This is a genomic window from Shewanella sp. Isolate8 (assembly GCF_022398495.1).
In the GTDB taxonomy this organism is placed as follows: Bacteria; Pseudomonadota; Gammaproteobacteria; order Enterobacterales; family Shewanellaceae; genus Shewanella; species Shewanella aquimarina.
Window position 1 is genome coordinate 94,759 of the sequence record NZ_JAKEVI010000003.1, and the last position, 18,634, is coordinate 113,392.

At 54.3% G+C, this 18,634-nt stretch carries 14 protein-coding genes; 6 read left to right on the plus strand and 8 right to left on the minus strand.

Features of this window, described 5'->3' with window-relative positions; genetic code table 11:
* Positions 1-36: 36 nt before the first annotated feature.
* From L1D43_RS12905 to L1D43_RS12915, 3 genes are all read right to left on the minus strand, one after another.
* Positions 37-1,332, minus strand: coding sequence for a glycerophosphodiester phosphodiesterase family protein (locus tag L1D43_RS12905; protein ID WP_239852136.1), 1,296 nt, complete (start codon positions 1,330-1,332; stop codon positions 37-39).
* 69 nt (positions 1,333-1,401) lie between these two features.
* Positions 1,402-2,190, minus strand: a complete 789-nt coding sequence (locus tag L1D43_RS12910; RefSeq protein ID WP_239852137.1) for an alpha/beta hydrolase — start codon at positions 2,188-2,190, stop codon at positions 1,402-1,404.
* Positions 2,187-3,209 carry a M14 family zinc carboxypeptidase gene (locus L1D43_RS12915; protein ID WP_239852138.1) on the minus strand — a complete coding sequence of 341 codons (1,023 nt, stop codon included), beginning with the start codon at positions 3,207-3,209 and terminating at the stop codon, positions 2,187-2,189. The genes L1D43_RS12910 and L1D43_RS12915 overlap by 4 nt, the downstream gene beginning before the upstream one ends.
* 181 nt (positions 3,210-3,390) lie before the next feature.
* On the opposite strand from L1D43_RS12915, the gene L1D43_RS12920 reads away from it, so the two are divergent.
* The gene (locus L1D43_RS12920) at positions 3,391-3,918 is read left to right on the plus strand and encodes an acyloxyacyl hydrolase (protein WP_239852139.1); all 528 of its coding nucleotides are present in this window, start codon (positions 3,391-3,393) and stop codon (positions 3,916-3,918) included.
* 76 nt (positions 3,919-3,994) lie between these two features.
* Here L1D43_RS12920 and L1D43_RS12925 read toward each other — a convergent pair whose 3' ends face one another.
* Together L1D43_RS12925 and L1D43_RS12930 are read right to left on the minus strand one after the other, a co-directional pair.
* Positions 3,995-5,638 (minus strand): endonuclease, encoded by a 1,644-nt coding sequence (locus L1D43_RS12925; RefSeq protein WP_239852146.1) that lies wholly within the window; start codon positions 5,636-5,638, stop codon positions 3,995-3,997.
* Between the two features lie 210 nt (positions 5,639-5,848).
* The gene (locus L1D43_RS12930; protein ID WP_239852148.1) at positions 5,849-6,529 is read right to left on the minus strand and encodes an energy-coupling factor ABC transporter permease; all 681 of its coding nucleotides are present in this window, start codon (positions 6,527-6,529) and stop codon (positions 5,849-5,851) included.
* Positions 6,530-6,836: 307 nt separating this feature from the next.
* Here L1D43_RS12930 and L1D43_RS12935 point away from each other — a divergent pair, with 307 nt between their 5' ends.
* Positions 6,837-7,925, plus strand: a complete 1,089-nt coding sequence (locus L1D43_RS12935; protein ID WP_239852150.1) for a GGDEF domain-containing protein — start codon at positions 6,837-6,839, stop codon at positions 7,923-7,925.
* A gap of 104 nt (positions 7,926-8,029) precedes the next feature.
* Positions 8,030-9,700 carry an amidohydrolase gene (locus tag L1D43_RS12940; protein ID WP_239852151.1) on the plus strand — a complete coding sequence of 557 codons (1,671 nt, stop codon included), beginning with the start codon at positions 8,030-8,032 and terminating at the stop codon, positions 9,698-9,700.
* Between the two features lie 56 nt (positions 9,701-9,756).
* On the opposite strand, the gene L1D43_RS12945 is transcribed toward L1D43_RS12940, so the two are convergent.
* Together L1D43_RS12945 and L1D43_RS12950 are read right to left on the minus strand one after the other, a co-directional pair.
* Positions 9,757-11,274, minus strand: coding sequence for a hypothetical protein (locus tag L1D43_RS12945; RefSeq protein ID WP_239852153.1), 1,518 nt, complete (start codon positions 11,272-11,274; stop codon positions 9,757-9,759).
* Positions 11,274-12,926, minus strand: a complete 1,653-nt coding sequence (locus tag L1D43_RS12950) for a hypothetical protein (RefSeq protein ID WP_239852155.1) — start codon at positions 12,924-12,926, stop codon at positions 11,274-11,276. Before L1D43_RS12950 ends, L1D43_RS12945 begins: the two co-directional genes overlap by 1 nt.
* 325 nt (positions 12,927-13,251) lie before the next feature.
* Between L1D43_RS12950 and L1D43_RS12955 the strand changes: the two genes are divergently transcribed.
* Positions 13,252-13,554 (plus strand): DUF1840 domain-containing protein, encoded by a 303-nt coding sequence (locus L1D43_RS12955; RefSeq protein ID WP_239852156.1) that lies wholly within the window; start codon positions 13,252-13,254, stop codon positions 13,552-13,554.
* Between the two features lie 614 nt (positions 13,555-14,168).
* Positions 14,169-15,614 (plus strand): phospholipase D-like domain-containing protein, encoded by a 1,446-nt coding sequence (locus L1D43_RS12960; protein ID WP_239852158.1) that lies wholly within the window; start codon positions 14,169-14,171, stop codon positions 15,612-15,614.
* Between the two features lie 76 nt (positions 15,615-15,690).
* Here the strand turns inward: L1D43_RS12960 and L1D43_RS12965 are convergent, their stop codons facing one another.
* Positions 15,691-16,161 carry a cupin domain-containing protein gene (locus L1D43_RS12965; protein WP_239852160.1) on the minus strand — a complete coding sequence of 157 codons (471 nt, stop codon included), beginning with the start codon at positions 16,159-16,161 and terminating at the stop codon, positions 15,691-15,693.
* Between the two features lie 314 nt (positions 16,162-16,475).
* Between L1D43_RS12965 and L1D43_RS12970 the strand changes: the two genes are divergently transcribed.
* Positions 16,476-18,551 (plus strand): M13 family metallopeptidase, encoded by a 2,076-nt coding sequence (locus L1D43_RS12970; protein WP_239852161.1) that lies wholly within the window; start codon positions 16,476-16,478, stop codon positions 18,549-18,551.
* The last annotated feature ends 83 nt before the right edge of the window (positions 18,552-18,634 follow it).

Sequence of the window (18,634 nt, forward strand, 5' to 3'; positions counted from 1 at the left end):
TTGTTTTTATCCACGGGTGATAAACCGCAGAAAGCGTTACTTCGCCATGCAGTTGGCGTAGTAGGTCACGGTCGCAGGCCAATCGCTGAATACGCCGATCACTCCGACATCTTTGGCGAGCACATCCAGCAGCTCGAAGGCCTTGCCCTCATCTCTCGTCGCCTCTGTGATGCTCTGATAGTACCAGCCGCCTCCCTGAGTCAGCAGGCCTGAGCGCTCCAGGGTCCAGGTGATGATCTTAAGCCCGGCGGCATTCGCCGCCTTGGCATATTCCGAAGGCACTATCTTGCCCTCGTCGTCCAGGGTCACCAATACCCAGAGCGGCGGCGCGATGATCTGCACGCCATCACCAGCCAGGCTATCCATGCTGGGCGACCAGGTAGCGCTGTTTTGCGGGTCGAAATCACTCAGATCGTATCTGTCATCCAGGTAGACCGCCTGCTGGCCAAACTCGGGGGCGTTGGCAATCCAGTATTTCACATCCTCCAGGTTAAACGACTGAGGATAGACCTGGGATGGTGACACGCCGGCCGCTGTGTATTCATCCAACATCATCTGGGCATAGTCTGCTTGCGTCATGCCATCGAACGGCATGGTCACGCTCGGCGCCTTCAACTCAGGGGTCATCTTGACTCCCGCCGCCTTAAACATGGCGATACTCTCGCCATGGGTCATCAGGGTGCCGTCCCCGGCATAGAGGTCCGTGCGCCAGTTAGCCGTGCCCGCCATATACTCTTCCACCGTGGTGGCATTGGCATTGGCGCCATCCATCTTGCCCTTGAGGCGTTTGAAATCCGCCAGGGTAATGTCGCTGGTGCAGCAGGTCGCGCTGGCGCTCACTCCGTTAACTGGGTCTGCCGGGGTAAAGGGCACGCTACACTTGGCCGCGATGTCGTCGATGGCCAGAATGTTAGTGGTGGTGGCAAGATCGCACTGGGAGTGACGGCACACCAGCGCCTTGTCGGCGGTAAAGGTCACGTCGCACTCCACCACCCCCGCGCCCGAGTCGATCGCCGCCTGGTAGGACTCTCTGGTATGCTCAGGAAACTGCATCGCGGCGCCGCGATGGCCGATAGCGAAGTCGCTGCGATAAAACGGCCCCTGACGGCACTGTTCTAGCTGGCTCTTGAACTCGCCATCGACCATCTGATCCACTAAAAACAGGGGTCTGACACCCACCTGAGCCGGCACCTGCTTATCGATGCCCATGGCCTGAGCGAGTGGGTTGCTGGTTTGCTGATTATCATCGTCGTTGCTATTACAGGCGGCAAGGCTCAGACCTCCCAATAGGATGCCTGCTAAGGCGGTCAGATTAGCTGTTGGTTTTCGCACTTTACTATTCCCTTAATTAACCATAGTCGGCCAGGGATACTAGCCAGTGCAGATGACAGTTAGACAAAATTATTGTGACAGTTTGCCGCCATCGGCCACTATGTTCGCCTTTAGACAGGCCTGCAGCGCCTCGGGGGCATCCAGGCTAATATCATGACCACAACTGGGTAACACTATCGCCTGGGTATGATAGAAGCTGGCCAGGGCTTTGCTACAGCGGGGATCGGCCAGTTTGTCATCGGCCGCGCAGATCACCACCACGGGAATACTGCTAAGGGGCGGCGCCTGGAACCGGGCACAGGCGATGAGCTGGCGAACGCCATTACAGAGACGGGTACGCCGCTCGCTGCGCCAGCGGCTCCAGTTGGCGATGAGCGCCAAGTCGTCACCATGATACAGGCTGGTGTATTGCAGCACACAGGCCTCCACTAAGCTAAGTCCCCTCCCCAACTGGATCAGCTTAAGCCGTACAACCCTCATTATCGCGCCAAGCAGAGGGAGCAGACGAAAACGGCGATACCAGGGGGAGAGATTGGCGGCGCTGCTGTTGAGTAGCACCACCTGACGTATGCGATCCGGATAGCGACTGGCGAGTGCCAGCGCCGTCATCCCGCCCATAGAGAGACCGATAAGCACCACAGACTTGCCCTTAAAGGGGTTGATATGCGGCGCTATCTGAGACCATACGCTGTCGCAGTAGCCGTCGATAGACTTGGGGCTCGGCTCGCTGGCGAGGCGGCCGTTACCCGGCAGATCGACCGTGATCACCCGCTCGCCGCTCGCTACCAGGCGCTCGGCAAAGCCCTGCCAGTGGCGCTCGTCGCGCATCAAGCCTCTTAGCATTACCCAGGTGGTCATCTCTTTCCTCGATTAAACCAAAGTCTCAGCCCCTCGGCGGTCAGCCTCGTCAGCTCAGGCGGTCTCACCTGTTCCAGCACCCTGCCATAGGCGGCGTCGAGCAGAAACTGCATCAGCACCACGTGACGACGCAGGATCCTGTGGTGTCTGTGGGGCGCCTGCGGATTGAAGTAACCGGGAAAGTTAAACAGCTGACGCGGATTCTTGCGCACCCAGGCCCAGGAGCCCATCTCTAAGGTTAGCGGTACAAAGGGCGTCTTGCCGTCAACCTGGGTCACCAGGTAGTCCCAGATATCGCCGTGGGTGCGATAGAAATGACTCTGAGGCGCCAGCTGATAGTGACCGTGATGGGGGTAACCTTTCTCGAACAGCCTATGGAGTCGATAGACGTAGCCTATGCCGGCGAAGGGCTCACCCGTATAGGCATGGGGAAACCAGAGGTGATCCTTGAGCCCGAAGCCCGAGTGGGCATCCAGCGCCAGCAGGCTACTGCTGCGCGCCTGTAGCGAGGTGACATAGTCTATCAAGGCCTTGGTTTCCGCCGCCATCGCCTCACCACGATACCAGGGCAGATGACGAGAGAGGCGCTGACCACCCACCAGGAAGGTCACCCCCTCCTGCGCCTCAATCGGCGCGTTGCGCATCAGATCCACATCCTGGCCATTGCCACGACTGCCACGCAGGAATCCCGCCGGATTGACTATGGGCACGAAAGCCAGCCTCACCCTGCTCAATAACGCCTGCAGATGTGTGTCCCAGTCGAGCCGATTGAGCAGACTGCCGAGAAACGCCAGCACCACCTGGGCGCCGATGCGCTCGACCCCGTGAACCCCACCGACGAAGAGCACACAGGGCACATCGCTTTCCTGAGTCCCCAGCTCTATGGCGGTCACAGAGAGCGCCTCGCCGCGATAATAAAAGTCCAGCAGCGAACTATGATGAAAATGTCCCTGATGCTGGGCAATCAGTCGCTTAAGGGTATCGATTTCAAAGGCATGCTCGAAGGAGAACCGGCTCATAGCCCCAGCTTAACACTGCTTATCCATAAGCCTAACTTAGCCTGACAATGCGACAGGCAGATGACACTGGATTGCCCCTATCGGTTGAGGCTTTAACAAGGCCATACAGATTTAGACTAATCTTAATTTAGGGATTTCACCTAACGCCGCGAATTTTGGCGCAGCTTCTAAGGATGACCCAATGAAAAATATGTTGATTATCTTAGGCCTCTTCCTCACCTCCCTATCGGCTTTTGCCGAGTGGGGACTGAGCTACAACCTGGGGCAAGCCGACCCCAAATGGCATGGCTCGGAAAACGCCAGGGCCCACAGACTCGCCTTGGTTTATCAGCTCCCCATGGAAGATAACCTGCTCACCCGCTACCACCTCGGCATCAACCTGGAGCTGGCCTACCACTACTGGCAAGACTACACACCGAGCGACAATCATGGCGTCTCAATCACTCCGGTTCTCATCTATCAATATCCCCTGGACAACCTCAGCCTCTACGTCGAGGGAGGCATAGGCATCACCTATATCGACAGCGAACACTACCTCGACCGCAGCCTGGGTTCCCATTGGCAGTTCGAAGACAAGCTGGCCGCCGGCGTCATATTTCAGAAACGCCACAAGCTGGGCCTCACCTTCAGCCACTACTCCAATGCCAATCTTGCCAACGAGAACGATGGCTTCAATGTGGTCGGCCTCAGCTATGGCTATTTTTGGTAACCATATCAAACTGGTAGACATAAAAAAGCGCAGCCAGGAGGCCGCGCTTCTTATCAATCAGATAGGCTAAATAAAGCTATGGGCAAGAGGCGCCGTAGATCTCACTCACCCAACTACTGTTATCGATGAAGGGGTTACGATTCTTCTGCCACTCGAAGACACGATTGTTGCGACGACGCTCCCAATCGCTGACCGGATCTTGCTGGTGCCAACGATACAGGGTGCAGAGGTCTCCAAGCAGCGCCTCACCATTACCCGTGACGCCGCTGACCACGCTAAGATCAGGCGTGCCACTGGCATCGTTCCCCTCGTATCTCACATCCATATAGAACACCATACGCGCCACATCTCCCTTCACCTCATCGCGGGGCTCGAAGCTGTCTGCATCGGTAAAGTTACCCGGCGCCTCAGAGATCTCATCGCCGCCCGCGGCAAAGTCTTTATTGCTGCGGCTGCTGTTCACCGTAACATCTGCCGGACGCAGGTGATGCAGGTCGGTATAGGCGTATTGGCTACTGCTGGGGAAGCCATGACTCTTGGCCCAGACATGCTCACGATTCCAGGCATCGAGCGAGTTACTCATTCCGGCTCGATTGCTCTTAGGCTCAGAACGCCCTGTGTACAAGAGGATCACGTTATTGCTGTTGGCAGGATCTTCATCGGCATAGCCGAGCCCATCCCACACCTGACTATAGCTAAAGCGGGTATGCCCCTTGATGATCTGGTTCAGGCTAGCCTTTAGCGCCGCGCCGGTTTTCCCGATCGCATCGCCATAGTAACTGGTGTAGACATAGTCCCCATTGTCGCCGGCCGAGCCGTCACCGCCAGTCCCAGTGCCCGAGCCGCTACCAGAACCATCGCCACCAGTGGCCACGCTATAGCTTAGGCTGAGCGAGACGCCACTAAAGGCCTCATAGGCATTGATGTTCACATAGTAGCGACCGACCACAGGTGCACTAACACTGCACTGCTCGTTGTTGCCGGTAAGATAAGGGGCGCAGTCATACTCTGATAGCGTCGGCTCGCTGCCCTGGCGCAGATAGAGATCGGCATCCCCTGTGCCACCGCTCATGGTCACCACAACCTCGCTCGCCCCCTGTGGCAGGTCGAACAGATAGCTCAAGCTCTCGCCCTTAGCCGCGCTAAGGTTAGATTTAGGCTGACCATTGCCCAGCTGATTGTCACCACCACCGGCGGAAGTGTCGCAGGTATCCAGGCTGCCCGTCCCCGGGGTACCTGGATTGTCCATGGCACTCCAATCGGCCTGCGACTTAGTGTTGATCACAGTCGTACGCGCCAGAGAGACGTCGCGCACATTAAGCGACCAGCCACTCAGGCCACCTTCCCAGGCCACCAGATCCACCTCTTCGGTCCCCTTTGACAGACGCACGAAGTCGCCCGAGTTACCCAGGGTTAACGACATGGGGAATTGATCGGGGTTGGTGTTAAACAGGCTGTAGAAACCCGCCTGATTGGCCGCCACCGTATAGTAGGCGCCTGGAGCGAGCGTACCCTGCAAGGCATAGCTGCTGCCGTTGTCGCTGAGCTGGTATTGGCTCAAGTCGATACTGCTGCAGCCGGCATTAAACAGCTCGACATACTCTTCGACACTGTCGTTGTTGGGCGCATCGTATAACACTTCGCTGATCAGCAGATTGGCATTGGCATTAAATGCCAGGCCAGCCACTAACGCAGCTGTTGATAACTTATACATATCCATCGTAAATTTTCACTCTAGTATTTTTATTATTGAGCCCGGCCTAAGGCCTGGGCTGACCCCGTACGCCACGGAGGTAAATCCCTTCGGGGAGCACAAGGAGGCATACTAGCGCTACCGGGTTACAATTTGAAACATTTAAACCATCATCTTGATAACCTTTGATTAAAATCAAGCTAACAGGTGTTTTGTGGGGGGCTTTTACCCTAGGGATTAAAAGTAGGTTCTGTCCGAATAGTCATAGAGCCATTCGGGGCGATAGACCACCATCAGGGTCACCGCCATGCCGTTAAGCAGCGCCTCGGGAAAGGCCAGCAAGGGGATCAACAGCAGATAATTATCAGCCAGATAGGCCCAGTCATAGTCGGTCGTCAGGTAGAGCCAGGTCGACCAACTGAGTATGTGAAACACTATGCAGAGGAAGGCGTTCATAAAGGCGCCGCAGAAGATGTAGACGAACAGATGGTGTGGCAGGTACTTGAATACCTGGCTGTAGACCACATAGCTGAGAAACAGCGGCAAGGCGATCGCCACCAAGCCATAGATGGCAAAATCCAGCGGCAACTTGAGCATGAAGGTGGCGAAGAAGGCGACCGGCAACAGCAGCGCCAGGGTAGCCAGGCGCCAACCAAACATCAGCATCAGAGTCACCAGGCCGAGAAAGTGGGCGTGAATCCCCGGGGTAATACTGGCGTCGATCAGCCACAGGGCATTGACGAAGAAGATGGCCAGCAGCAAGCGGGTCTGTAGCGCCTTATCCTTGAGTAGCGCCTTCACATCCTCGACGGGCCATATAGCCCACAGCCAGAGCGCCAACACGACCATGGCCAGCAGCTGGGCGCCGCCCAATTGCCAATTTATCTCACTCCACCTTTGTAGCAAGAATGCCGTCATTGCTTTTCCAACTCCCTTGAAACCCTAGTTGCCAACGTTAATCCTCACTCCATCTCTGTAGTAAGCATGCCGTCATCACCTCTCCCTCTTTAAAACCCTTTCTACCCGCTGCGTGCCAAATGCCCTTGGGTCAACCGCTTCCCCTTTGCGATCACCCTAACACAGCCCCAAACATGGCGTCATCGTACCTTAGCCAGAGAGGGTCGGACTCTCCGAATACCAAGGTACTTGAAACCACCGCATAAGCCACTGTCAATCTACTTAATTTTGGGTAATAATTCTCAAACGCAGAGAGGAAAGGGACATCATGCTCAAGTATTGGTACAAAGACTTTGCCCAATATCCACCAGGCCACAGAGACTATTGGCGAACCCGCTTGATCGGCCATACCCTGCTGCTCAGCAGCAGCTTCTTCCTGGTGCTCACCCTGCTCAACATCTTCTATTTCGAGAGCTATGAGTACGCCACCCTGGACGCCAGCGGCTTCGTGCTTTCCCTATCGATTCTGGCCTTCTTCAACCACACAGCTAACGTCAACCTCGCCTCCTGGGCGGTGACCCTGATGGTCACCGGATTGATCTTGCTGTTCGTCGCCTCTGTGGGCGGCTATGCCCACTCTCTCTATTGGGCAACGCTGATCCCGCCGTTTGCCTTCTTCCTCCTAGGTAGGCAGCGAGGCAGCCTGGTCTCTCTAATCGCCTTCGGGGTTTGCGCCTATATTGTCTATGGCCAGATCCAGGAGGCCAAGCCCGTCACCTTCGGCATGGGCGCCCTGTTTAATGTTATCGAAGTATCCATTGCCCATATCTTGCTGTTTCGCTTCTACGAGGGCACCCGCTCCTCGGCCTATCGTCAGCTGGGTGAGCGCAACGCCAAGATCCAGAAACTGGCGGAGACCGACAAGCTCACCGGTCTCTACAACAGAGAGAAGCTCGACATCACGCTGGAGGAGCATGTGCTGCTGAGCCATCACCGACAGACCCCCTTTAGCCTGCTGATTCTGGATGTGGATTACTTCAAGCAGATTAACGATGCCCACGGTCACCTGACCGGCGATCGCGTGCTGGTCCAACTGGCCGACAGCCTCAGGAGCCTCTGCCGTGAGGGGGATTTTCTGGCCCGCTGGGGAGGCGAAGAGTTCGTGATCTTACTGCCCGATACCTCACTCTCAATCTGTGTCGCCGTTGCCGAACAGCTACGCCAGGATATCGCCGCACAGAAGTTTGATGGCCAATCTCTCACCATCAGCCTAGGCGCCGCCCAGCTCAGAGAAGATGACACCATCAAGACCCTGGTCAACCGCGCCGATAACGCTCTCTACCAAGCCAAACACACGGGCCGCAACCGGGTCGTGGCCGAAGCCGCCAGCCCTCACATCTGCGCCGTTAACGACTAAAGATTAACAACCGCAATACAGACTTGCCACTACCTATGGCTAGTTTGCCAGCGACGCTTCAACTGCTAGTATGAAAGCAATACAACCTATAAAAAACCAATAATATGAATACCCTAACTCAAGTAAGCCTCGCCGTTGGCCTGCTGCTTTCCGCCAGTGCTCTGGCACAAACCACCCTAATCCACAACCTCAAGGGCTACACCCTGGAACAGGGCAAGCTAACCCAGTTTAGCGCCATCGCCTTTAGTGGCGACAAGATAGATATGATCTATCAGCAGTTGCCAAGCGAGCTGCAAACTCAATCCCCTCAAGTTCGGATGATCGATGCCAAGGGGCAGACCATGCTACCCGGGCTCATCGATGCCCATGGACACGTGCTCGGCTGGGGACTCAACCTTATCCGCGTCGATCTCAAGGGCAGCGAGTCTGAACAGGCGGCCGTAGAGAGAGTTCAGGCCTTTAGAAAGCAAAACCCGGATCTTAACTGGGTCCTGGGCCGAGGCTGGAACCAGGTGCTCTGGCCTGAAAAAAGCTTTCCCACGGCCAAGACACTCGATAAGGCCTTTCCCGACACGCCCGTGTGGCTGAGACGGGTCGATGGCCATGCCGGCTGGGCCAACAGCGCCGCCATGAAGCTAGCGGGCATCAATGCCGACACCCAGGCCCCAAGCGGCGGCGAGATCATCCGCGACGATAAGGGACAACCCAGCGGCGTGTTTATCGATAATGCCATGGCGCTGATAGAACAGAAAATCCCGCCACTGACCCAGGCTGAGCAGGCCCGCGTACTGCGTGCGGCCATGACAGATCTCGCCCGTTTAGGCCTCACCAGCGTGCACGATGCCGGTGTCGGCCACGATACCCTGGCCGCCTACCGTGAACTCGCCGATGAGCAGCAGATGCCGATCCGCATCTACGCCATGGTCGCCGCCGACGACAGCCAGTTCGACCAGACGCTGGCCAAGGGCCCCTATCGCCATCCTAGCAGCATGCTGGATATCAGCAGCGTGAAGATCTCCGCCGATGGCGCCCTGGGCAGCCGCGGCGCCGCCCTGCTGCAGGACTACTCGGATCTCCACGGCCACAAGGGACTGCTGCTCTACAAGGAAGATGAGCTTAAGGCCTTGATGCTGAAGTCGATGCAGGCGGGATTTCAGGTGAACACCCATGCCATAGGTGATCGCGCCAACAAGCTGGTGCTGGATGATTACCAGAGTCTGATCGCCAAGACCCACACCAAGCCGCTGAGGCATAGGGTGGAGCACGCGCAGATACTGCAGCTGAGCGACATACCAAGATTTGCCGAGCTTGGGGTGATCGCCTCCATGCAGGCAACCCACGCCACAAGCGACATGAACATGGCCGAAGACAGGGTCGGCCCGCAGCGGATCAAGGGCGCCTACGCCTGGCGTAAGCTGTTAGACAGCGGCGCGGTGATCGCTGCGGGCTCAGACTTTCCTATCGAGTCGGCCAACCCCTTCTTTGGTCTGCACGCCTCGGTCACCCGCCAGGATCATGCTAACCGCCCAGAGCTAGGCTGGTATCCCGGCGAGAGGATGAGCCTCACTGAGGCGCTAAACAGCTTTACCCATGACGCCGCCTACGCCGCCCATCAGGAAACCATGATAGGCGAGCTGCTGCCCAGCATGAAGGCCGACTTCATCCTGCTTGAGAACGACCCCTTCACCATGGACCCGCAGCAGCTATGGCAAACTCAGGTGAACGAGACCTGGGTTAACGGCCACAAGGTGTTCGACATCGAGAGTAGCCGTTAGAGTAAGCCAACAAGGCGTCAGCCAATAAAAAGCCCGGCTTGATTGCCGGGCTTTTTTTATCCTCGCGATGACGCCAACATGGCGCGATACTCGCTGTCCAGATAGGCGTCCACCGCCTCGGCATCGATATGGCCGGCGTTATACCAGGCATACATCTCCTTAAGCGCCAGGTGACCGAAACGGCTCCAGCCCACCAGGTTAGTGCGCAGCAGAAACTGCACCATATCCCCACCGGAGCGTAGCGCCGCTTCGCCACCATCGATCAGACACATGCTGCCGTGAGCCACCAACAGCATCCGCCTAAGCTCGGGATTGCTAGCCAGGGGAACACACTCAGACCAGGGCTTTTGATGGTAACAGCGCTGTTTCACCGTCCAGCCAAGACGGGTGATCAACTCGGTCACCAGCACGGGCACACAGAGGCCCAGCCCATGGCGCAGATCATAGCCTTGCTCGAACACCTTAGTGCAGACCACGGCAAAGCTCTGCCTATGCTGACCAAACTCGCCGACGTCCATAAACTGCAACAGGTTATAGAATGGAATGGGGATCCCCGAGCCTCGGCCATAATCGGGGCGGTTTCTGTCTATCCCCGACGAGCCGGACACGTCGGACATCAGGTGCCCAAACCAGTTGGCAACGCCACAGAATATCTTGGCGATGAAGTTATGTCCCTGTAGCTCCGCCTCCGCCTCCGCCGAGATAGTCACCAGCTTACCCTCGCTGACGAAGCTGGCGCTATGGGTAAACTGGTTGATGATGGAGAAGAACAGCCCCACCAGGCAGGGACTGTGGGCCAGACTCTTGAGGTGATGATTCTTAGTGCTTAGATTTTTCACCGCGCCGCCCGTGCCATTAGGACCGAAGGAGGTGGCCTGATCATAGTTCACCTCAAACAGCCCCTCGAGATAGCTGATGGCGCTGGAGGTCTGATTACCTCGCCCACCCTGCCAGCCGTTGAAGCGGGCAAAGTTTTCCACCGCTTTTTCGGCCAGCTTGTCGGCGCCCCTGGTCAACTGGCTCTCTTTGGGCGTACCACCGAAGGCGAGATCGATGAGGCCACCAATCACACCTGCCGTGCCCGCTATGAGATAGTCATACTTATCGCACTGGGCCCCCTTGAGCGAAAACTCTTCGGCGATCCGCTTCTCCAGCGCCACGCGCTGACTCAGGGTCATCAGTCGGCGGTATGGGTCGCTGCTGAGATCTATCCCCTGCTGGTCGGCGTAGTGCTCCACCGAGGCGATGTAAGCTTGCCAGCTCATCTGCTCGTTGAAGTCCAGGCTGGCTAAAGGCGATAGCGCCCCGATGCCTAAGGTGATCTCCTCCTGGGTTACCTCGCAGTAACGGCTCACCTCGCAAGAGATGGCGATCTCCTCATCGAAGGCGATGCCACAGCTGTCCAGAATCGACTGCATATCCTCTAGCATGGTATCCAGCGCCGCATCGTTTTGCGCTTGATGCTGGTGCAGCGCCGACAAGGCGGCGTCCAGCTCGGCCATGCGCTGCTCCGACGCCTCGAGCTGATGCTGCTGGGCCAACAGGGCGGCCGCTTGCTCATCCTTGCTCGCCATCAGGAGAAGATCCCTGACAGCTTACCCTTAATCACATCGGCCGCCTTAAAATAGCCAATGGCATCGAACACGGCGGCCAGTTTATCCAGCTCACGGGTCGGGATGTCCGGCTTGATCTTAAGCACTGTGACATTAACCGACTCATCCCCCCGCTGAACCTCCTCTTCCACCTTCTGGTAGTATCCCATCACCAGGGCGTAGAACTGCTTCTTCAGCGGCTCCTGAGTCAGCGACTTCAACTTGGCCTCGTCCAGCTTGATAGGGCAGCGCAGCTTGATGCAGGAGTTTTGCATGACACCCGACTTCCTGCTCAGCACATCGGCGGCCCCCGTCAGCGATGTCATCATCTTCATCAGCTTCTGCACCTTGGCATCTTGAATACCGTAGCTGACCACCGCCTGATTAAACTTGTCGGTGATATAGTTGAGGTCGTTGATGAGCAGCGACAGTGTCGCCTGGGTCTGCTTAATCACCTCATTGAGCATCAGCTCCCGGCGCTTGGTCTTATCCAGCTCGTTGGCACCGGTGAAGTGCTTGATCCCCTTATAGGCACCGACGCCCAGCAATACAGCAACCCCTATGCCGGTTGCCATGCTGGAGAAGCCCAGTGCGCCACCCAGCCCCAGGGCGGCAAGCCCGGAGGTCATGCCCGCCGCCGAGAGCCCCACCACGGAGCCCGACAGATAGACGGCGGCCAGCGGCACACCGACCGCGCCGGCCTTGGCCGATAACTCCTTCATGCCACGCTTGAGGGCATCATCGGTGAAGTCTTCCCTGAGCATGTTGAAGTCGTTCTTAATCGCCATCAGCGCCAGCTCCACCTCATCGTCGGACACACCAAACAGTGCTTGATGCTCGTCGAGGAAGGCGAAGTTTTCATAGGAGCCATCGTTGACGCTCATGTAGGTACTGATAAGGTCTTTCACCAGAGAGATCTTCACTGCCTTGTTGTGGCTGGGCACGCACTCGGCGTCAATGGTGGCCAGCAGATCAACCAGGGGAACTTGATTGTGCTCGCTGGACAGATAGCTGCGCAGCTCGAAGCGAGACTCGGTGGTCAGCTCCAGCCGGGTCATCAGCATCAGAATCTCGGAAAACTCCTTCTTATCCACCTCACCATCGTCGGCAAAGGCCATGTTGGCGATCACTTTGACATAGGCAACCTTTAACGCCTCAGACATCTCCGCCAGGGTGACTATCTGATTCTCCTCCTCAAAGCTGTCGCACTCGGTCACCGCGCGATTGAGGATCTCGGCCAGCAGCCGGTAGTCGCAATCGATTAGGCCGTCTATGGTGTTACGTGAGCCATCCTTTCTCAGGAGCTCGACAACGACCTCCTTCTTCTCCTTACCCTTATCGTTTGTCGAAACGTATTCGACATAGTCCACCTTCTCGATATCGCTATAGGGGAAGATCATCGGATCATCAAACATAGGCTTAAACACCAGGTGTTCCCCGGTAAAGGCCAGGCCATCCTTAGCGCTGCCGAACAAGGTGTTGTCATAGATGGCGATGATGGTATTGACCCTGTCCGTCAGCCCCATAGACTTGGCCGCGTTGTTGAGTTTTTTCTCTGGGATCCCAGGAGCGACGAAGACATTCTTACTGACGCTGCCTATGTTTTCTTTGATGAAGGTATTGACCTCTTGCATCTTGCTTCCTTGTGAATTGCCCGGGAAGAGACGGCGAAACAAGGGTTCTTCCCATGGCCAAATGCGCGATTGATGGGCGCCGAAATGAGTGTTGCTATTTATAGCATGTCCCATTACAGGCAAATGAAACAAAGGTCACAATCTCATCGAATGAAATTTAACAAAACGTATAATAGACAATAGGTTATAATTTGATCTACGGGATGTACAAGTGTGAATTGTTGCCCGCTGGCGAAGCAATATTCCGCCGCCGTTAGTGGCGTAAACGGCACTGAAACAGAGGGGAGACGCCCACCGAGCAGGGCATTCATCAAGGAGTCGCGCAATGTTAGTCACCTTTAAAACCAAGCACTATGCCAATATCACCCTGTTTGGCGATGTGGCACAGACCTTCCTAAAGATACTTGGCCACAGCACTTCGGTGCCCGGTGCGATACGCGCCGAAGATGTGCCCACCGCCCTCACCCGTCTGCAACAGGCGGTGGCGAACGCCCCAACCGAGGCGCCTCAGACGGAAGAAGATGAGGATGATAAGGGCCCCTTCGTGAGCCTGAGACAAAGGGCGCTTCCCCTTATCGAGCTATTCGAGTCGGCAGTTAAAAACAATGACAACGTAATGTGGGAATAAAAAAAACAGCGCTTAAATGGGTCTATTAATATCACTTGATCGGCCCATTTTATACTTTCTACCATATTCAAAAGCTTTCCTCTCTCACCTTAATATTATGGCTTATTTATATTCATCAACACCCCGACAAAATACCCCACACCAACCTGCCTGTTTTCAACACAAATCAATTAACAGTTAATTAACAACCAAGCGTTACTCAAATAAAAATGAAGCATTAAAAACATAAGCAAATAATATTAACCAGTTATAACTCACTTGCTCCAATCGTTAAAAACTCAGAAGACCCCAAGAGCAATAACAAGCCCAGAATACTGTTTTCAAAGCAAAACAATCGCAACAGAATGATTAGTCATTTTCGCTGACTAATTGCGCAAACCTTATTCACAGCGCCGCATAACTAACAGAAAATATGAACATTTTGAAAGGTACAAATTTTGAGACATTTGTATAACTTTTGTTAAATAGCATCTACTAAATGTCACAATAGACTGTTAGTATGCTGTCGAGTTTTTAAACTAAGGACGGTTAAATGTAGCTAAAACCTACAATGAAATTTGGATTCAGATTACTCATTTTCGATTTACACTTTTATTATAAAAATAAGGTAAAACATGAAAATTAATAAACTGAATATGGGGTTGTTGTTATCGCTAGCTTCAGCAATGAGCTATGCAGATGATGTCGAAGTTTACTTTAATCACGTGGTCAATCCACCCGCCGTTCAAGCCAACCTTGAACAGAAAATTATCCAGCTTATCGATTCCGCCAATAGCACCTTGTATATGGCAATCTATGATCTCGACCTGCCCGGCATCGCCAATGCTATGGTGGCCGCCAAGCAACGCGGCGTCGATGTGAAGTTTGTCACCGACGAAGACAATATCGCCGGCGAGAATGACCAGGCCATCGCCATCTTAAATCAAGGCGGCGTCCCCTGGATCGACGATACCGAGAACGGTAGCGCAGGCTCCAAGATCCAACACAACAAGTTCATCGTGGTCGATGGCAAGAAGGTACTCACAGGTAGCACCAACTTTAGCCAGTCTGGCGTCCACGGCGATCTGGATGCCCAGGGTAACCTGATCAGCGAAGGCAATGATAACCATATCGTTATCATCGACTCCAACCAGCTAGCCAGCATCTACACTCACCAGTTCAATCTGATGTGGGGCGACGGTCAGGGCGGTGCTAAAGACTCTCTCTTTGGCCTAGGCAAGCCCGACCACCAACTCGAAACCGTCTACACCAACAACGATAATATCCGCATCGATGTACAGTTCACGCCTCAATCGCCAAGCGTCTATGTGGGTTCGACCCTGTACAACATGCAGCAGTACATTCGCAACGCTCAGTATCGCATTCACCTGGCGCAATTTGTTATCAGCGCCCAGGATGTGGCCGATGAGATGGAGCTGAGACACGATGCCGGCGTCGAGGTGCAAGGCCTGGGCGATGCCTCCTTCTTCTCGCGCTACTACTCTGAGTTCCAGGATATGTTAGGCATTGAAAAGCCTAATACCTCGGGCGAGATCGAGGTAGACAGCTACACTGGCGCTGCCAACAACATCTGGGAAAATCCCGCCGACGTACGCGTAGCCAAGCTAAACGGTGGCGACAAATTCCATCATAAGTACATGATTATCGACGATCTAGTACTAACCGGCTCCCACAACATCAGTGGCGCCGCGGCCTTTGGTAACGACGAAAACATCGTCGTTATCCACGACGCCGAGACCGCTGCCGAGTTTGAGGGACACTTCAGCTACACCTATTGCGTGGCTGGCAACGGCGCAGACTGTGCTAAGCCTGCCTATCAGGAAGGTACCTGGGAAGGGGTCTTCTTCAGCGCGAGCGAAGTCGGTACAGTGCTGGATATCGTTAACAACGCGACTCTGACCGAGCTGGATATTGACGCGGCCATGAACAAGACCGCCGCCAACAATATCATCGCGGCAAGACCGATCGCCGACATGGACACCCTGGCCGCCGTGCCTTACGTGGGTAACGCCGCCATGGTGGATCTGAAGGACTATATTGCCCAGTGGCTGAGCAAGTAGTCACTCGCTAGGTGAGGTAAGGCGCGGCCCACTTGGGTCGCGCCTTTTTTATTGAATCACGAAATAGCCCCCACGATTAGCGGGTCAGACGCTCGATGATCGCCCTATGCTGGGGATAGGCATTCAGCAGGGTCTGGCGGTCAAACAGCTCGAAATCCTCGAAGGTAAAGCCTGGCGACACCATGCAGCCCACCAGTGAGAAACCCGGATTATTCATCGCAGAGCCGAAGATACAGCCCTTAGGCACCAGAAACTGTGGTCGTTGACCGGCGGCAATATCTAGCCCCAGCTGAGCCGTGGTCAACTCGCCCGCCTCATCTATCATATAGATGGTCAGAGGTTCACCGCCATGGAAATACCACATCTCGTCGGCGGTCAATCGATGAAAGTGAGACACCTCACCGGTACGCAGCAGGAAGTAAATACTGGTCCACAGCTGGCGTTTGTCATCGAAGGCCTCCTGTGCCCGGTAGGAGGAACAGTAATAGCCCCCTTCGACATGCTGTTCTAACTCAAGCTCCTTAATGAAATAATCCGCGCCCTGCATAACAACTCCTTACTCTCGTTACTATCAATACCCTAACTATCCAAACCTAACGCCACGCTATCGCTGCGGGCATCTCTTTACACTAACCTATCTTGCCATCTAAGGCTGTGACCAACGCCAAGGCGCACTCCCGTAGACACTAAAACCTAACAGGGCAATGACACCCTATGTCGCCCAATAAGCCATTAAGCTATGTATCTTTTTATTACAATTGTCTCGCTGATAAGCGTTTTAACTTTGTTGTTCAGCTTGGTAAGCTTCTATCGTCATACCTTTAAAATCAAAAAAATAACTCAGTGAGGAAGAGAGCACCAATGAAAAAGTCCCTAATCGCTATTGCCTTAACCACAGCAGTTCTAGGTGGCTGCAGCAACCAAGATACCCGTTCTAACAATGCAGCTTCATCAGAAGTGAGTATTCCATCTCAGACAAAAGCCGAATTAGGCAGCTTTGGTGTCGATCTCACGGCCCGTAACCTAAATGTTAAACCGGGCGATGATTTCTTCATGTATGCCAGTGGTACTTGGTATGACAACTTCATTATGCCGGCAGATAAAACCCGCTATGGCGCCTTTAATGCCTTGGCAGAGCGCAGTGAAACTCAGGTAAAAGAGATCATCGATGATATCGCCAGTCGTAAAGACCTCAATGCAGAAGAGCAGCTTATTGCTAACTTCTACAAGGCTTACATGGATATCGATACCATCAATAAACTGGGGATCACTCCGGTTCAGCCAACCTTAGATCAAATTGCCGCTATTAAGTCTACCGATGATCTCACTAAAGTCTTTGGTAATGCCTGGTTAGAGGGCATCAGCGCGCCTATTGGTGGTGGCATGTGGTTTAACCGCCTCAATCCTGATCAGTATGAGATGTCTATCGGTGCCGGTGGCCTGGGTCTTCCGGATCGCTCTTACTATTTGGAAGACAGTGAACGTTTCGTCAAGATTCGTGATGCTTACTTAGCCCACATCACCAAAATGCTTGAATTTGCAGGTATTAAAGATGCAGCCCCACGTGCAGAGGCCATCTTAGCGTTAGAAACCAAAATCGCTGAAGGCCATTGGCCTCGTGAGAAACGTCGTAACCGCGACCTCACCTTAAACCAGATCAAGCGCGATCAACTCAGCACTGAGTACCCAGGTTTTAACTGGGACATCTATTTCACCGAGACAGGTTATAAAGTCCCTCAGCTCAACATCTCTCAGCCTGAACCGGTTAAGGCGATGATCGAGCTGATCAACAAGGAAGCATTAACGGTTTGGCAGGATTACCTGACTTTCCACGCCGTCAGTGATAATGCCGAACTCTTATCAGATGAGATCTACACCACTTACTTCGACTTCTACGGTAAGACATTAAGCGGACAGCAAGAGCCGCGCCCACGCTGGAAACGCGCTGTTGAGCAGATGTCTGGTACCCAGTCATTAGGCTTTGCCATAGGTAAGGTATACGTCAAACGTTACTTCCCTGAATCATCCAAGCAGCAGATGGCTGAGTTGGTGAAAAACCTGCGCACCGCCTTGGGACAGCGTATCGACGGCTTAGATTGGATGGGTGAAGAAACCAAAGTCAATGCTCATGCAAAACTAGCCTCTTTCAACCCTAAAATTGGTTACCCCGATGTTTGGCAGGAGTTTGATGGCCTGACCATCAGCAACAATGACTTAGTGGGTAACATTAAGAATCTAAGAACCTTCTTCCGCGAAGATAGCATCGCCAAAGAGCTGCAAAAAACTGACCGCAACCGTTGGGGCATGACACCACAGCGCGTAAATGCTTACTACAACAGCTCGTTTAACGAAATTGTGTTCCCTGCGGCCATTCTACAACCACCATTTTTCGACCCTAATGCCGATCCAGCCGTTAACTATGGTGGTATCGGCGCCGTGATAGGCCATGAAATGGGACATGGTTTCGATGACCAGGGGTCTAAGTCTGACGCTAACGGTATTCAACGTAACTGGTGGACAGATGCCGATCGCGCAGCATTTGAAACCAAAGCCGATCAGCTAGCCGCCCAGTACAGCAAGTATGAGCCCATCGAAGGCAACTTCGTTAATGGCCGTAACAGCCTAGGGGAAAACATTGGTGATGTGGGTGGTCTGGCGATGGCTTATCACGCGTACAAGCTGAGCCTTAATGGTAAAGAAGCTCCCGTTATCGACGGTCTGACAGGCGATCAACGTTTCTTCTTAGCTTGGGCACAGGTTTGGAAAGAGAAGCGTACCGAGCAGAGCATGCTTAACCAGCTTCGCGGCGGAACCCATGCTCCAGGACGTTACCGTGCACTTGCACCACGTAACCACGATGCCTGGTACAAGGCGTTCGATGTTCAACCGGGTGATGCCCTGTACCTGCCTGAAGATCAACGAGTGAAGATCTGGTAAACCGATAAAAATGCCTGTGATTTTGGTTAGGTATCTCAATCGATACCTAAACAAGGCATTAGGTTTCACTTCTTGACTTTAAT